The 15625-nt window shown below is 72.4% G+C and carries 14 protein-coding genes; 10 read left to right on the top strand and 4 right to left on the bottom strand.

The features are described from left to right. The first annotated feature begins 47 nt into the window (after positions 1-47). From dxr to ACIGXE_RS21710, 6 genes are all read left to right on the top strand, one after another. Positions 48-1298 (top strand): 1-deoxy-D-xylulose-5-phosphate reductoisomerase, encoded by a 1251-nt coding sequence (gene dxr / locus ACIGXE_RS21735; protein WP_399749780.1) that lies wholly within the window; start codon positions 48-50, stop codon positions 1296-1298. Continuing rightward, positions 1295-2599: a M50 family metallopeptidase gene (locus tag ACIGXE_RS21730; RefSeq protein WP_399749778.1), complete on the top strand. Its 1305-nt coding sequence runs from the start codon at positions 1295-1297 to the stop codon at positions 2597-2599. Before dxr ends, ACIGXE_RS21730 begins: the two co-directional genes overlap by 4 nt. 164 nt (positions 2600-2763) lie before the next feature. Then, entirely contained in the window at positions 2764-3921 is a 1158-nt protein-coding gene (gene ispG, locus ACIGXE_RS21725) for a flavodoxin-dependent (E)-4-hydroxy-3-methylbut-2-enyl-diphosphate synthase (RefSeq protein ID WP_399749776.1), read from the top strand. 123 nt (positions 3922-4044) lie between these two features. Next, positions 4045-4890: a GNAT family N-acetyltransferase gene (locus tag ACIGXE_RS21720; protein WP_399749774.1), complete on the top strand. Its 846-nt coding sequence runs from the start codon at positions 4045-4047 to the stop codon at positions 4888-4890. 21 nt (positions 4891-4911) lie between these two features. Continuing rightward, a complete protein-coding gene (locus tag ACIGXE_RS21715) occupies positions 4912-5454 on the top strand; it encodes a GNAT family N-acetyltransferase (RefSeq protein WP_399749772.1) in 543 nt (180 codons plus the stop codon). Positions 5455-5537: 83 nt separating this feature from the next. Then, complete coding sequence (locus ACIGXE_RS21710; RefSeq protein WP_399749770.1) at positions 5538-7238, top strand: proline--tRNA ligase; 1701 nt, start codon at positions 5538-5540, stop codon at positions 7236-7238. 153 nt (positions 7239-7391) lie between these two features. Here the strand turns inward: ACIGXE_RS21710 and ACIGXE_RS21705 are convergent, their stop codons facing one another. The 4 genes from ACIGXE_RS21705 to ACIGXE_RS21690 are packed head-to-tail and all read right to left on the bottom strand — an operon-like array spanning position 7392 to position 10272. Next, entirely contained in the window at positions 7392-8351 is a 960-nt protein-coding gene (locus ACIGXE_RS21705; protein ID WP_399749768.1) for a slipin family protein, read from the bottom strand. Between the two features lie 53 nt (positions 8352-8404). Continuing rightward, complete coding sequence (locus ACIGXE_RS21700) at positions 8405-9292, bottom strand: aminoglycoside phosphotransferase family protein (protein WP_399749766.1); 888 nt, start codon at positions 9290-9292, stop codon at positions 8405-8407. A gap of 24 nt (positions 9293-9316) precedes the next feature. Beyond that, a complete protein-coding gene (locus ACIGXE_RS21695) occupies positions 9317-9733 on the bottom strand; it encodes a ferritin-like domain-containing protein (protein ID WP_399749764.1) in 417 nt (138 codons plus the stop codon). Next, complete coding sequence (locus ACIGXE_RS21690) at positions 9730-10272, bottom strand: hypothetical protein (protein ID WP_399749762.1); 543 nt, start codon at positions 10270-10272, stop codon at positions 9730-9732. Before ACIGXE_RS21690 ends, ACIGXE_RS21695 begins: the two co-directional genes overlap by 4 nt. Before the next feature lie 164 nt (positions 10273-10436). On the opposite strand from ACIGXE_RS21690, the gene rimP reads away from it, so the two are divergent. From rimP to infB, 4 genes are all read left to right on the top strand, one after another. Beyond that, positions 10437-10943 carry a ribosome maturation factor RimP gene (gene rimP, locus ACIGXE_RS21685; RefSeq protein WP_399749760.1) on the top strand — a complete coding sequence of 169 codons (507 nt, stop codon included), beginning with the start codon at positions 10437-10439 and terminating at the stop codon, positions 10941-10943. A gap of 2 nt (positions 10944-10945) precedes the next feature. Next, on the top strand, positions 10946-11941 hold the full coding sequence (nusA, locus tag ACIGXE_RS21680; protein WP_399749758.1) for a transcription termination factor NusA: 996 nt from the start codon (positions 10946-10948) through the stop codon (positions 11939-11941). Between the two features lie 102 nt (positions 11942-12043). After that, the gene (locus ACIGXE_RS21675) at positions 12044-12322 is read left to right on the top strand and encodes a YlxR family protein (RefSeq protein WP_399749755.1); all 279 of its coding nucleotides are present in this window, start codon (positions 12044-12046) and stop codon (positions 12320-12322) included. Between the two features lie 161 nt (positions 12323-12483). Continuing rightward, complete coding sequence (gene infB, locus ACIGXE_RS21670) at positions 12484-15558, top strand: translation initiation factor IF-2 (protein WP_399749753.1); 3075 nt, start codon at positions 12484-12486, stop codon at positions 15556-15558. Positions 15559-15625: the final 67 nt, after the last annotated feature.

The raw sequence follows: 15625 nt of genomic DNA, 5'->3' as shown, positions 1-15625 counted from the left end.
GCAGGCGGTGTGAAGGGCGCACAGCCTTTGCGGCAAGAATGGGGGGCATGAGCGACCGCCCCTCTCCTCTCGCCGACCCGCACATCGCCTTCGACGTCACCGAAGGGCGCCGGGACATCGTCGTCCTCGGCTCGACCGGGTCCATCGGCACCCAGGCCATCGACCTGGTCCTGCGCAACCCCGACCGGTTCCGGGTCACCGCCCTCGCCGCCTCCGGCGGCCGCGTCGGACTGCTCGCCGAGCAGGCGCACCGGCTGCGGGTCGGCACGGTCGCCGTCGCCCGCGAGGACGTGGTGGAGGAGCTCCGTACGGCGCTGAAGGCGCGGTACGGCTCCGAGCCGCTGCCCGAGATCCTCGCCGGCCCCGACGCCGCCACCCGGCTCGCGGCCTCGCCGTGCCACACGGTCCTCAACGGCATCACCGGCTCCATCGGCCTGGCCCCCACCCTCGCCGCCCTGGAGGCCGGCCGCACCCTCGCGCTCGCCAACAAGGAGTCGCTGATCGTCGGCGGCCCGCTGGTGAAGGCGCTGGCGAAGCCGGGCCAGATCATCCCGGTCGACTCCGAGCACGCGGCGCTGTTCCAGGCCCTGGCGGCCGGCACCCGCGCCGACGTCCGCAAGCTGGTCGTCACCGCCTCCGGCGGCCCCTTCCGCGGCCGTACCCGCGAGGAGCTGGCGGACGTCACGCGCGAGGACGCGCTCGCGCACCCGACCTGGGCGATGGGCCCGGTCATCACGGTGAACAGCGCGACCCTGGTGAACAAGGGCCTGGAGGTCATCGAGGCCCACCTGCTCTACGACATCCCGTTCGACCGCATCGAGGTCGTCGTCCACCCGCAGTCGTACGTGCACTCCATGGTCGAGTTCACCGACGGCTCGACCCTCGCCCAGGCCACCCCGCCGGACATGCGCGGCCCGATCGCCATCGGCATCGGCTGGCCCGAGCGGGTCCCGGACGCGGCCCCCGCCTTCGACTGGACCAAGGCCTCCACGTGGGAGTTCTTCCCGCTCGACGACGAGGCCTTCCCGTCGGTGAACCTCGCCCGGCACGTCGGCACCCTCGGCGGCACCGCGCCCGCCGTCTTCAACGCCGCCAACGAGGAGTGCGTGGACGCCTTCCTCGCCGGAAGGCTGCCGTTCAACGGAATCATGGATACCGTCACCGCAGTCGTCACCGAGCACGGGGACCCCGGCCGGGGAACCTCGCTCACGGTGTCGGACGTCCTGGAAGCGGAGACCTGGGCACGTGCCCGGGCCCGGGAACTCGCGGCGAAGGCAATCGCGGAGGCGCGCGCATGACCATTCTCCTGACCGTCCTCGGCATCGTGCTGTTCGCGGTGGGGCTGCTCGTCTCCATCGCGTGGCACGAGCTGGGCCACCTCTCGACGGCCAAGCTCTTCGGCATCCGCGTGCCGCAGTACATGGTGGGCTTCGGCCCGACCATCTGGTCGCGCAGGAAGGGCGAGACGGAGTACGGCATCAAGGCCATCCCGGCCGGCGGCTACATCCGCATGATCGGCATGTTCCCGCCCGGCAAGGACGGCCGGATCGAGGCCCGCTCGACCTCCCCGTGGCGCTCCATGATCGAGGACGCCCGCGAGGCCTCCTTCGAGGAGCTCCAGCCCGGCGACGAGGAGCGGCTCTTCTACACGCGCAAGCCGTGGAAGCGCGTCATCGTCATGTTCGCCGGCCCGTTCATGAACCTGGTGCTCGCCGTCGTGCTGTTCTTCGGCAGCGCCATGGCCATCGGCTTCGAGACCCAGACCACCAAGGTCGCCGGCGTCACCAACTGCGTCATCGACCAGAGCGAGAAGCGCGACACCTGCAAGCCCAGCGACCGCCCGTCCCCCGCGAAGGCGGCCGGGCTCCTCAAGGGCGACCGGATCGTGGCCTTCAACGGCGAGCGCGTCTCCGACTGGAACACCCTCTCCGACCGCATCCGCGCCACCACCGGCCCGGTCACCGTCACCGTCCGGCGCGACGGCGAGGAGCTGGTCCTGCACGCGACGCTCCTGGAGAACAAGGTCCTCAAGAAGGACGCGGACGGCCGGGTCGTCCAGCCCGCCCAGTACGTCTCCGCCGGCTACCTCGGCTTCGAGTCCGGCCGCGAGGTCGTGCCGCTCACCTTCGGCCAGTCCGCCGACCGCATGACCGAGCAGCTCCAGGCCGGCGTCGAGTCCGTCCTCGCCCTGCCGAGCAAGATCCCCGCCCTGTGGGACGCCGCCTTCGGCGACGGCGAGCGCAAGCAGGACTCCCCGGTCGGCGTCGTCGGCGCCGCCCGGCTCAGCGGCGAGCTGATGAGCGTCGAGGCACCGCCGCAGACCCGGCTGGTGTTCTTCCTCCAGCTGGTCGTCATGTTCAACGTGTCGCTGTTCCTGTTCAACATGCTCCCGCTGCTCCCGCTCGACGGCGGCCACATCGCCGGCGCCGTGTGGGAGGCGATCCGCCGCCACACCGCCCGGATCTTCAAGCGGCCCGACCCGGGCCCGTTCGACGTGGCGAAGCTGATGCCGGCCGCCTACGTGGTGGCGGGCGTGTTCGTCTGCTTCACGCTGCTCGTCCTCGTCGCCGACATCGTCAACCCGGTGAAGCTGACCTAGGACCCGTCGGCGGATCCCCGGCCGGCCCGCGACGGCCCGATCCGCCGGACCCGCCCCGGCGCGCATTCGGCCGGACACCCCCTGCGGTGTCCGGCCGCCCGCCCCCGGGGCGGTAATCTCGAAGACCTGAGCCCGATGAACCACACCTTGGGGTTGTACAGCTGATGACCGCGATCTCTCTCGGTATCCCGACCGTTCCGACCCGGCTCGCCGAACGGCGCAAGAGCCGCCAGATCCAGGTCGGATCGGTGGCCGTCGGCGGCGACGCCCCGGTGTCGGTGCAGTCGATGACCACCACCCGCACCTCCGACATCGGCGCCACGCTCCAGCAGATCGCCGAGCTGACCGCGTCCGGCTGCCAGATCGTGCGCGTGGCCTGCCCCACCCAGGACGACGCCGACGCCCTCGCCACCATCGCGAGGAAGTCGCAGATTCCGGTCATCGCCGACATCCACTTCCAGCCGAAGTACGTGTTCGCCGCCATCGACGCCGGCTGCGCCGCGGTGCGCGTCAACCCGGGCAACATCAAGCAGTTCGACGACAAGGTCAAGGAGATCGCCAAGGCGGCCTCCGCGGCCGGCACCCCGATCCGGATCGGCGTCAACGCCGGTTCGCTCGACGCCCGCCTGCTCGCGAAGTACGGCAAGGCCACCCCCGAGGCGCTCGTCGAGTCCGCCCTCTGGGAGGCCTCCCTCTTCGAGGAGCACGGCTTCCACGACATCAAGATCTCGGTCAAGCACAACGACCCGGTCGTGATGGTCAACGCCTACCGCCAGCTCGCCGCCCAGTGCGACTACCCGCTGCACCTCGGCGTCACCGAGGCCGGCCCCGCCTTCCAGGGCACCATCAAGTCCGCCGTCGCCTTCGGCGCCCTGCTCTCCGAGGGCATCGGCGACACGATCCGGGTCTCCCTCTCCGCCCCGCCGGCCGAGGAGATCAAGGTCGGCATCCAGATCCTGGAGTCGCTCAACCTGCGCCAGCGCCGCCTGGAGATCGTCTCCTGCCCGTCCTGCGGCCGCGCCCAGGTCGACGTCTACAAGCTCGCCGAGGAGGTGACCGCCGGCCTGGAGGGCATGGAGGTCCCGCTCCGCGTCGCCGTCATGGGCTGCGTCGTCAACGGCCCCGGCGAGGCCCGCGAGGCCGACCTCGGCGTCGCCTCCGGCAACGGCAAGGGCCAGATCTTCGTCAAGGGCGAGGTCATCAAGACCGTGCCCGAGTCGAAGATCGTCGAGACCCTCATCGACGAGGCGATGAAGATCGCCGAGCAGATGGAGAAGGACGGCGTCATGAGCGGCGAGCCCACGGTCTCCGTCGCCGGCTGATTCCCGGCCGCGCACCCGAGCCCCTCCGGCCACGTGCGGACGGAGGGGCTTTCGCGCACCCCCGTCCCGGCGGGAACGGGGGTACAGTGCCAGGACCAGCAGAACCGTACGGTGAGGCCCCACGTGTTGACGCAATCATCGACGCGGGTCCTCGAACCCGCCGACCTCGGCGCCGCGCTCGCCGTCCTGGACAGCGCTCCCGTCGAGAACGCCTTCGTCACCGCCCGGGTCCAGCTCGCCGGGCTCGACCCCTGGCGTCTCGGCGGCGAGATGTGGGGCTGGTACACCGACGGACACCTCACCTCGCTGTGCTACTCCGGCGCCAACCTCGTGCCCATCTGCGCCACCCCCGAGGCCGTCCGCGCCTTCGCCGACCGGGCCCGCCGCACCGGCCGCCGCTGCTCCTCCATCGTCGGCCCCGCCGCCCCCACCGCCGAACTGTGGCGGCTCCTCGAACCCAGCTGGGGGCCCGCCCGCGACATCCGCGCCCACCAGCCGCTGATGGTCGCCGAGGAGCCGTCGGCCACCGTCGCGCCCGACCCGCTGGTGCGCCGGGTCCGCAAGGACGAGATGGAGGTGATCATGCCCGCGTGCGTGGCCATGTTCACCGAGGAGGTCGGGGTCTCCCCGCTCGCCGGGGACGGCGGACTCCTCTACCAGGCCCGGGTCGCCGAGCTCGTCGGTTCGGGACGCTCCTTCGCCCGCATCGAGGACGGCAAGGTCGTCTTCAAGGCCGAGATCGGCGCCGCCACCCGCCAGGCCTGCCAGATCCAGGGCGTCTGGGTCGACCCCGAGTACCGCGGCCGCGGCCTGTCCGAGACCGGCATGGCCGCCGTCCTCGCCTACGCGCTCGCCGAGGTCGCCCCCGTCGTCAGCCTCTACGTCAACGACTACAACGCGCCCGCCCGGGCCGCGTACCGCCGCGTCGGCTTCCAGGAGGTCGGCGCCTTCATGAGCGTGCTGTTCTGACCGGCTTGTAGGGTGCGGCGCATGGATGACACCGAGGTCGTGATCGCGCCGGTCAATCTCGCCGCCCGGGTCGACGAGGCCCTCGCCGTCCAGGCCGTCGCCTTCGGCCTCGACGCCGGCGAGGTCGCCGTGCGCCGGCACATCGTGCTGCGCCACCTCCTCAGCCCCGGCGCCCGCGCCTACGGTGCGACGACCCCCGACGGGCGGCTCGTCGGCTTCGTCTACGGGATGCCCAACGACCGCTCCCACTGGTGGTCGACGATCGTGGAGCCGTACCTGCGCGCCCAGGGCAACGTCGAGTGGCTCGACGACTCCTTCGTCATCACCGAACTGCACGTCCACCCCGCCTTCCAGGGCCGCGGCGTGGGCCGCGAGCTGATCACCACCATCACCGACGGCTCGGACCTGCCGCGTTCGATCCTCTCCGCCATCGACACCGAGAGCCCCGCCCGCGGCCTCTACCGCTCGCTCGGCTACGCCGACCTCGCCCGTCAGGTGCTCTTCCCGAGCGCCCCCCGGCCGTACGCGGTGATGGGCGCGCCGCTGCCGCTCAAGCGCCGGTAGCCGGCGGGTTACTGATTTCACCGAGCAGGGCCCGCCCGGCTAACCTCGGGGCCATCACCTATCTCTGCAGGAGTACGAGAACCATGGCCAACGCACCGGTCCAGCGCATGTCCCAGTTGATGGCGAAGACGCTGCGCGACGACCCGGCGGACGCCGAGGTCCTCAGCCACAAGCTCCTCGTCCGCGCCGGCTACGTCCGCCGCACCGCCGCCGGTATCTGGAGCTGGCTGCCCCTCGGCAAGAAGGTGCTCGCGAACGTCGAGCGCATCGTCCGCGAGGAGATGGACGCCATCGGCGCCCAGGAGGTCTCCCTGCCGGCCCTGCTGCCCAGGGAGCCGTACGAGGCCACCGGCCGCTGGGAGGAGTACGGCGCCGAGCTGTTCCGCCTCCAGGACCGCAAGGGCGGCGACTACCTCCTCGGCCCGACCCACGAGGAGATCTTCACCCTCCTGGTGAAGGACCAGTGCTCGTCCTACAAGGACCTGCCGGTCATCCTGTACCAGATCCAGACCAAGTTCCGTGACGAGGCCCGTCCGCGGGCCGGCATCCTGCGCGGCCGCGAGTTCCTCATGAAGGACTCGTACTCCTTCGACCTCGAGGACGAGGGCCTCGCCCAGTCCTACGCCCTGCACCGCCAGGCCTACCAGCGCGTCTTCGAGCGCCTGGGCCTCGACTACCGCATCTGCGCCGCGACCGCGGGCGCCATGGGCGGCTCGAAGTCCGAGGAGTTCCTCGCCCCGGCCGAGGCCGGCGAGGACACCTTCGCCGACTGCCCGAACTGCGACTTCGCCGCGAACACCGAGGCGGTCGCGTACGAGCTGAAGGCCGTCGACGGCTCCGCGGTGCCGGCCGCCGAGGACATCCCGACGCCCGACACCCCGACCATCGAGTCCCTGGCCGCGTTCCTCGGCGTCCCGGCCTCCGCCACGCTGAAGAACCTGCTCGTGAAGGTCGACGGCGAGATCGTCGCCGTGGGCGTTCCCGGCGACCGCGAGGTCGACCTCGACAAGGTGGAGGCGCACTTCGCCCCCGCCGCCGTCGAACTGGTCACCGAGACCGACTTCGCCGAGCGCTCCGACCTGGTCCGCGGCTACGTCGGCCCGCAGGGCCTCGACAAGGTGAAGTACCTCGCCGACCCGCGCGTCGCACCGGGCACCGCCTGGATCACCGGCGCCAACCGGGAGGGCGTGCACGCGAAGAACGTCGTCGCGGGCCGTGACTTCGAGGTCGACGAGTACGTCGACGTCGTCGTCGTGCAGGAGGGCGACCCGTGCCCGAAGTGCGGCACCGGCCTGAAGCTGGACCGCGCCATCGAGATCGGCCACATCTTCCAGCTGGGCCGCAAGTACGCCGACGCCCTCAAGCTCGACGTCCTCGGCCAGAACGGCAAGCCCGTCCGCGTCACCATGGGCTCGTACGGCATCGGCGTCTCCCGCGCCGTCGCCGCCCTCGCCGAGCAGTCCGCCGACGACAAGGGCCTGTGCTGGCCCGCCGAGGTCGCCCCGGCCGACGTGCACGTCGTCGCCGCCGGCAAGGCCCTCCAGACGGAGCTGGCCCTGGAGGTCTCCGACAAGCTGTCCGCGGCCGGCCTGCGGGTCCTGGTCGACGACCGCGCCGGGGTCTCCCCGGGCGTCAAGTTCACCGACGCCGAGCTCATCGGCGTCCCGAAGATCCTCGTCGCCGGCCGCCGCTCGGGCGAGGGCGTCGTCGAGCTGAAGGACCGCCGCACGGGCGAGCGCGAGGAGCTCACCGTCGACGAGGCGATCGCCCGCCTCACCGCGTAACCGATCGCACGGCACGAACGGCACGGAGGGGTGGGGGGGCCGGCGGGCCCCCCCCCCCCCCCCCGCCCCCCCCCCCCCCCCGCCCCCGCGCGCGGGGGGGGGGGGGGGCCCCCCCCCCCCCCCACCCCTCCGGCGTCTCCTCCGGCGTCCCTGTCAGGGCCCCTCGTCCTGCCGCGGCGCCGGCTCCACCGACGCGCCGGTCAGGTCCTCGATCGCCTCCACCGCGTCCGCGCGGCCCGCGAGATACGCCTCGGACGGGGCGTCCGGAGGCACCGGCGGCGGTTCGGGGGTCGGCACCAGGCCGTGCGGGGGCTCGTGGGACACCGTCGCGGGCCCATGGGGGGACGGCGGCGTCGGGGCGGCGCGCTCCAGGAAGCGCAGCAGCTCGACCGGGATCGGCAGCACCAGCGTCGAGTTCTTCTCCGCCGCCACGGCCATCACGGTCTGCAGCAGCCGCAGCTGCAGCGCCGACGGAGCCTCCGCCATCTGGTGCGCCGCCTCCGCCAGCTTCTTCGAGGCCTGCAGCTCCGCGTCCGCGTTGATCAGCCGCGCCCGCCGCTCGCGGTCGGCCTCCGCCTGGCGGGCCATCGACCGTTTCATGGTCTCCGGCAGCGAGACGTCCTTGATCTCGACCCGGTCGATCTGCACGCCCCAGCCGATCGCCGGCGAGTCCAGCATCAGCTCCAGGCCCTGGTTCAGCTTCTCCCGGTTCGACAGCAGGTCGTCGAGGTCGCTCTTGCCGATGATCGACCGCAGCGAGGTCTGCGCCATCTGCGAGACGGCGAACTTGTAGTCCTCCACCCGCACCAGCGCCTCGGCCGCGTCGACGACCTTGAAGTAGACGACCGCGTCCACCCGCACCGTCACGTTGTCCCGGGTGATGCCCTCCTGGGCCGGCACCGGCATCGTCACGATCTGCATGTTCACCTTGTGGAGGCGGTCCACGCCCGGGATGATCATCGTGAATCCGGGCGTGCGCACGGCACCGCGCAGCCGCCCGAAGCGGAAGACCACGCCGCGCTCGTACTGCTTCACGACGCGCGCCGCAGCGCCCGCGTACACCGCGGCCGCCACGCACACTCCAGCGGCCGCCATCAACAGGTCTTCGATCATCACGGCCCCCTAAGGGTTACAAAAAGGGTATTCCCTTCCGCCGTGTCATGGACTCACAGCCAGCCCGCGAACTCCAGCAGCAGCTCCGCGTCCGCCCGCCGCCCGGCGCTCAGCGCGCGGGTGGCGGACTCGACCGCCCGGAACAGCGTCCAGCCGCGCAGCCGCTCCCGGTCGAGCTCCAGGGAGTCCGCCAGCTTGTTCACCCGGCGCCGGGCCGCCGACGCGCCCGCCGACGCGGCCACCAGGTCCTCGACCCGGTCCCGCACCAGCCGCGCCAGGTCGTAGGCCCGCTCGCCGACCAGCGGCTCGGGCCCGACCGCGAGCCACGGGGCCCGGTCGCCGGCCAGGACCTTGCCCTGCCGGAAGTTGCCGTGCAGCAGCAGGGCCTCCGCGGGCCCGGCCACCAGCTCCTCGCGCGCCGCCAGGGCCGCCGACACCAGGGCGCCGGTCCCGTCGTCCTCGGAGCCGTACCGGGCCATGCCCTCCGCCTGGCGGCCCGTGCGCTCGGCCACCGACTCGAAGCCGTGCCCGGCCGGCGGCTCCACCCACAGCTTGCGCACCGTCCCGGCCGCCTCCAGGAGCGCCTTCGCCTCCGGCAGGGAGCGCAGGGACACCTCGGGCTGCAGCCGCTCCAGGACCAGCGCGCCCTCCCCGGTCTCCGCGAGGAGCCGGGCCGCGCCCCAGCCGTTCCAGTGCGCGAGCGCGTCCCGCTCCAGGTCCGGACGGGTGAATCCGGGCGCGATCTTCACGACGGCGTCGGGGGCGAGGACGACGAGACTGCTGCGCCCGCCCGGGGCCACCGCCCGCTCGGCGACCAGGCCGGCGTGCTCCAGCGCGTCCTGGGCGAGCTCGGGGAGCTTCCCGAGCCACTCGGCCGCGGCAGCGTCCCCGTACGTCTCGCCGAGAGCCCGCACCAGTCGCTGCGGCGGTTCGAAACCCATGCGTGCGTTGTTCCTTCGTTCGGCTCAGGCCCGTTCGGCGAGCCCAGGAAAGGTTACGTCGCTGCCGCGCCAGCGGACCGCCCGCACCGCCGCCTCGCGCAGCGCCGCCGCCGCGTCCCGGCGCAGCGGGCCGTCGGCGGCCCGGACGAGGTCGGAGCAGACCCCGGCGACCCGCTCCTCCAGGACGGCCGCGAGGCGCACGGCGGCCGCCTCGTCGGGCACCGCGAACGGCAGCTCGTACCCGGCGGCCGCGGCGACCGGCTCGCCGCCCAGGTCCCGCACGGTCCGGCGCAGCGCGTCGCGGCGGGCCCGGTGGGCCTCGTAGGCGGCGGTGGCCTCGGCGCGCCGGGCCTCGCCGACCCGGGCGCCGACCACCCCGTAGCCGTACACGGCGGCGTGCTCGGCGGCGAGTGCGGCCTGGGCCGCGACGAGCGCGGTCATCCGCGGCCCCCTTCGGTCAGCAGATAGGCGTGGGCGGCGCCGGAGGCGGCGACGGAGGCGAGCAGCCGGGCGTACTCGGGCGGCGCGGTCAGCAGCGCGGCCGTATGGGTGTCGGCGGTCGCCCGGGCCGCGGCGGCCAGGTCCCGGAGCGCGGCGGCGGGGTCGGCCGGAACCCGGACGAAGGCGAGGGACCGGGTGGGAGAGGGGGTGGGGGAGGGGGAGGCTGACGCGTCGGGGCCGGCGGCGGGCGCCGTGCCCCCTTCGGCCAGCGCCTTCACCTGGGCCGCCACGGACGCCCGCAGCGGCGCGAGCCGCGCGGCGAGCGCCGGGTGCCCGTCGACGACCGCGTCGTAGCGCAGCAGCAGCTCACGGCTGGTGGTCGCCGACCGGGCGCGCAGGGCCGCCTCCGCGGCCGCCGCCCGTTCCGCGGCGGTCGGCTTCCTGGGGCCCTCGTCCCCGCCGGACGTGCAGCCGGCGAGGGCCGTCGCCGCCCCGGCCGCGCCCGCCGTCAGGAGCGCGCGTCTGCCCACGGTCGTCACGCTGTCTCCCTCGCGTTCACGTTTTCGAAGATTCGAAGATCACCGCAGGCGAGCGTACCCGCGGCCCCCGGCCCGGTGGACGGCAACACCCTCCGGGACCGGATACCCTTTGATCTGACACGCGACGAACCCACAACAGCACACGCGGCCGAGGAGTCACCCGGATGAGCACCACCCAGAGCGAACGGCTGCGCGGTCTTCTGGAGCCGCTCGTCCACGCGAAGGACCTCGACCTCGAGGAGATCGAGGTGTCCCGGGCCGGCCGCCGCGGACTGCTGAGGATCGTCGTCGATTCGGACGAGGGCGTCGAGCTGGACGCCTGCGCCGAGCTGAGCCGCGTCATCTCCGAGAAGCTCGACGAGACGGACGCGATGGGCGAGGGCGAGTACGTCCTCGAAGTCAGCTCCCCGGGCGCCGACCGCCCGCTCACCCAGCACCGCCACTACGTGCGCGCCACCGGCCGCCTGGTCAAGCTGCAGCTGACCTCCGAGGCGGGCGGCGGCGAGGTCGTCACCCGCATCCTGGCCGTGGACGAGAACGGTCTGGACACCGAGGTGCCGGGCGTGAAGGGCCGCAAGGCCACCGCCCGCCGGGTGGAGTTCGCCGAGATCGCCAAGGCGCGTGTCGAGATCGAGTTCAACCGCAAGGACAAGAAGGAAGAGGAGGCGTAGCCGTGGACATCGACGTGAAGCTCCTGAAGGGCTTGGCACAGGAGAAGGAAATCTCCTTCGAGATGCTGGTCGAGGCGATCGAGTCGGCCCTCCTCATCGCCTACCACCGCACTCCCTCCGCCCGGCGCCACGCGCGCGTGGAGCTGGACCGGCACACCGGTCACGTGACGGTCTGGGCGAAGGAAGACCCCGCCGACCTCGAGGAGGGGCAGCAGCCGAAGGAGTTCGACGACACGCCGTCGGACTTCGGCCGGATCGCGGCGAGCACCGCCCGCCAGGTCATCCAGCAGCGGCTGCGGGACGCCGAGAACGACGTCACCTTCGGCGAGTACGCGCGCCGCGAGGGCGACATCGTGGCCGGCCAGGTGCAGCAGGGCAAGGACCCGAAGAACGTCCTCGTCAAGCTGGACGACAAGCTGGAGGCCATCCTTCCGGTGCAGGAGCAGGTGCCGGGCGAGGAGTACACGCACGGTCTGCGGCTGCGCACGTACGTCGTCCGGGTGGCGAAGGGTGTCCGCGGTCCGTCCGTCACCCTGTCGCGTACGCACCCCAATCTGGTGAAGAAGCTGTTCGCCCTGGAGGTGCCGGAGATCGCCGACGGTTCCGTCGAGATCGCCGCCATCGCCCGTGAGGCCGGCCACCGCACCAAGATCGCCGTCCGGTCCACCCGTTCGGGCCTGAACGCCAAGGGCGCCTGCATCGGTCCCATGGGCGGCCGGGTGCGCAACGTGATGGCGGAGCTGCTCGGCGAGAAGATCGACATCGTCGACTGGTCGGACGACCCGGCCGAGATGGTGGCGAACGCGCTCTCCCCGGCCCGGGTCTCCAAGGTCGAGATCGTCGACCTGGCCGCCCGGTCCGCCCGGGTGACGGTGCCCGACTACCAGCTGTCGCTCGCGATCGGCAAGGAGGGGCAGAACGCCCGTCTGGCCGCACGCCTCACCGGCTGGCGGATCGACATCCGCCCGGACACCGAGCAGCAGGGCGACGCCCAGTAACACGGCTGCCCGGTCCCGTACCGGCACTGATCCTTTTTGGCCAACGACTGTTCGATTTTTGCCCCAAACGGGTGAGGTCGGTACGGGGAGGTAGACTTAAGCGTGTCTGGCCGGACGCATGCCCGCGTATGCCCTGAGCGAACCTGTGTGGGATGCCGGGAGCGAGCGGCCAAGAGCGATCTGCTGCGGATCGTGATGAATAAGGACGAGTGCGTTCCGGATCATCGCGGTACGCTGCCCGGCCGGGGTGCGTACCTGCACCCCGCCTCGGTCTGTCTCGACCTGGCGGTGCGTCGCCGGGCGTTCCCGAGGGCCTTCAAGGTCCAGGGGCCGCTCGACACGGCGACGCTTCGCGCATCCGTCGAGCAGAGCGCACCGTAGAGAAGTACGGCACAAAAGATGTACGGCACGGAGTCCCGTGCGGTCAGGTACCTCGCGAGTTGGAAGTAGGTCGAGATTGCGATGAGCACTCGATGAGTACGCGATGAGTACGCCCATGAAGTAGCGACGGTCCGGCGGTAACCGGACCTAAAAGGAGCGAAGTGGCTAAGGTCCGGGTATACGAACTCGCCAAGGAGTTCGGTGTGGAGAGCAAGGTCGTCATGGCCAAGCTCCAAGAACTCGGTGAATTCGTCCGTTCGGCGTCCTCGACGATCGAGGCGCCGGTCGTGCGCAAGTTGACTGACGCTTTGCAGGGTCCCGGCGGTGGCGCCGGGAAGTCCGCTGCGAAGCCCGGAGCGCCCCGCAAGGCGGCGCCCGCCCCCAAGCCCGCGGCACCGGCTCCGGCCGCCGCGGCCCGTCCCGCTGCCCCCAAGCCCGGCGCCCCGGCCCCCAAGCCGGCCCCCGCCGCGCCTGCGGCCCCGGTCACCCCGGCGCCCGCGAGCAGCACCCCGGCTCCGGCTCCGGCCGCGTCGGGTCCCCGTCCGGGGCCGAAGCCCGCGCCGAAGCCGGCTCCGGCCGCCCCGGCGCCGACCACCCCGGAGTTCACCGCGCCTCCGTCGGCCCCGGCCGCCGGTCAGCGCCCCGGTGGTGCCGCCCCCGGCCCGCGTCCGGCCGGTGCCCGTCCGGGCCAGCAGGCGCCGCGCCCGGGTCAGCAGGCTCCCCGTCCCGGCCAGCAGGCCCCGCGTCCGGGCGGTCGTCCGGCCGGCCCGCGTCCGGGCAACAACCCCTTCACGTCCGGTGGCTCGACCGGCATGGCGCGCCCGCAGGCTCCCCGCCCGCAGGGTGGCGCGCCGCGTCCCGGCGGCCCCGGTGCCCCGGGTGCCCCGCGCCCGCAGGGTCCGGGCGGCGTGCCCGGCGCCCCGCGTCCCCAGGGCGGCGCTCCGCGCCCGACCCCGGGTGGCATGCCCCGTCCGCAGGCTCCCCGTCCGGGCGGCGCGCCCGGCGGTAACCGTCCGAACCCGGGCATGATGCCGCAGCGTCCCGCTGCCGGCCCGCGTCCGGGCCCCGGCGGCCGTGGCCCGGGTGGCCCCGGCGGTCGTCCCGGCGGTGGCGGTGGCGGCGGCGGTCGTCCCGGATTCGCCGGTCGTCCGGCCGGTCCCGGCGGCGGTGGCGGCGGTTTCGCCGGCCGTCCCGGCGGTCCCGGTGGCGGCGGCGGTCGTCCGGGTGGTCCCGGCGGCGGTGGCGGCGGCTTCGGCGGTCGTCCCGGCGGCTTCGGTGGCCGTCCCGGCGGTCCGGGTGGCCGTGGTGGCACGCAGGGCGCCTTCGGTCGTCCCGGCGGTCCCGCGCGTCGCGGTCGCAAGTCGAAGCGTCAGAGGCGCCAGGAGTACGAGGCCATGCAGGCCCCGTCCGTGGGCGGCGTGATGCTGCCTCGCGGCAACGGCGAGACCATTCGCCTGTCGCGCGGTGCGTCCCTCACCGACTTCGCGGAGAAGATCGGCGCCAACCCGGCGTCGCTCGTCGCGGTCATGATGAACCTCGGCGAGATGGTCACGGCCACGCAGTCCGTCTCCGACGACACGCTGGTCATGCTGGCCGAGGAGATGAACTACGTCGTCCAGGTCGTCAGCCCGGAGGAGGAGGACCGCGAGCTTCTCGAGTCCTTCGACATCGAGTTCGGTGAGGACGAGGGCGGCGAAGAGGCCCTGGTCTCCCGTCCGCCGGTCGTGACCGTCATGGGTCACGTCGACCACGGTAAGACCCGCCTCCTCGACGCCATCCGCAAGACCAACGTGGTCGCCGGCGAGGCCGGTGGCATCACCCAGCACATCGGTGCCTACCAGGTCGGTACCGAGGTCAACGGCGAAGAGCGTCGCATCACCTTCATCGACACCCCGGGTCACGAGGCGTTCACCGCCATGCGTGCCCGTGGTGCGAAGTCGACCGACATCGCGATCCTCGTGGTCGCGGCCAACGACGGCGTCATGCCGCAGACGATCGAGGCGCTCAACCACGCCAAGGCCGCCGGCGTCCCGATCGTCGTCGCGGTCAACAAGATCGACGTCGAGGGCGCGGACCCGGTCAAGGTCCGTGGCCAGCTGACCGAGTTCGGTCTGGTGGCCGAGGAGTACGGCGGCGACACGATGTTCGTCGACATCTCCGCCAAGCAGGGTCTGCACATCGACTCCCTGCTGGAGGCCGTCGTCCTCACCGCCGACGCCTCGCTCGACCTGCGGGCCAACCCCGACCAGGACGCGCAGGGTATTGCGATCGAGTCCCACCTCGACCGCGGTCGCGGTGCCGTCTCGACCGTCCTCGTCCAGCGCGGAACGCTGCGCATCGGCGACACGATGGTCGTCGGCGACGCGTACGGCCGCGTCCGGGCCATGCTCGACGACAAGGGCAACAACGTCGAGGAGGCGACCCCGTCGACTCCGGTCCTGGTTCTCGGTCTGACCAACGTTCCGGGCGCCGGCGACAACTTCCTCGTCGTCGACGAGGACCGTACGGCCCGCCAGATCGCCGAGAAGCGCGCCGCGCGTGAGCGCAACGCCGCCTTCGCCAAGCGCGTCCGCCGGGTGTCCCTCGAGGACCTCGACAAGGTGCTCAAGGCCGGTCAGATCCAGGAACTCAACCTCATCATCAAGGGCGACGCGTCCGGTGCGGTCGAGGCTCTCGAGTCCTCGCTGCTCCAGCTCGACGTCGGTGAAGAGGTCGACATCCGTGTCCTGCACCGCGGTGTGGGTGCGGTCACCGAGTCCGACATCGACCTGGCCATGGGCTCCGACGCCATCGTCATCGGCTACAACGTCCGTGCGGCCGGCCGTGCCGCGCAGATGGCGGAGCGCGAGGGCGTCGACGTCCGGTACTACTCGGTCATCTACCAGGCGATCGAGGAGATCGAGGCGGCGCTCAAGGGCCTCCTCAAGCCGGAGTACGAAGAGGTCGAGCTCGGTACGGCGGAGATCCGCGAGGTCTTCCGCTCGTCCAAGCTGGGCAACATCGCCGGTGTCCTCATCCGCTCCGGCGAGGTCAAGCGCAACACCAAGGCGCGCCTCATCCGCGACGGCAAGGTCGTGGCCGAGAACCTCAACATCGAGGGTCTGCGCCGCTTCAAGGACGACGTCACCGAGATCCGCGAGGGCTTCGAGGGTGGTATCAACCTCGGAAACTTCAACGACATCAAGATCGACGACGTCATCGCGACGTACGAGATGCGCGAGAAGCCGCGCGCGTAGCGCACAGCGCTGAGACCGGGGCCGGTCGGCGGGAAGGTATTTCCGTCGATCGGCCCCGGCCGTTGCG

Source organism: Streptomyces sp. NPDC053431 (assembly GCF_044544925.1).
Taxonomy (GTDB): domain Bacteria; phylum Actinomycetota; class Actinomycetes; order Streptomycetales; family Streptomycetaceae; genus Streptomyces.
The sequence above is the reverse complement of the archived record's forward strand: the minus strand, read 5'-3'. Positions and strand labels throughout refer to the sequence as shown.

Coding starts and splice junctions, on each gene's coding strand:
- ispG (WP_399749776.1), top strand. CDS start 2,764: ATGACCGCGATCTCTCTCGGTATCCCGACCGTTCCGACCCGGCTCGCC.
- rimP (WP_399749760.1), top strand. CDS start 10,437: ATGAGCACCACCCAGAGCGAACGGCTGCGCGGTCTTCTGGAGCCGCTC.
- ACIGXE_RS21715 (WP_399749772.1), top strand. CDS start 4,912: ATGGATGACACCGAGGTCGTGATCGCGCCGGTCAATCTCGCCGCCCGG.
- ACIGXE_RS21730 (WP_399749778.1), top strand. CDS start 1,295: ATGACCATTCTCCTGACCGTCCTCGGCATCGTGCTGTTCGCGGTGGGG.
- ACIGXE_RS21695 (WP_399749764.1), bottom strand. CDS start 9,733: ATGACCGCGCTCGTCGCGGCCCAGGCCGCACTCGCCGCCGAGCACGCC.
- ACIGXE_RS21700 (WP_399749766.1), bottom strand. CDS start 9,292: ATGGGTTTCGAACCGCCGCAGCGACTGGTGCGGGCTCTCGGCGAGACG.
- dxr (WP_399749780.1), top strand. CDS start 48: ATGAGCGACCGCCCCTCTCCTCTCGCCGACCCGCACATCGCCTTCGAC.
- ACIGXE_RS21710 (WP_399749770.1), top strand. CDS start 5,538: ATGGCCAACGCACCGGTCCAGCGCATGTCCCAGTTGATGGCGAAGACG.
- ACIGXE_RS21705 (WP_399749768.1), bottom strand. CDS start 8,351: ATGATCGAAGACCTGTTGATGGCGGCCGCTGGAGTGTGCGTGGCGGCC.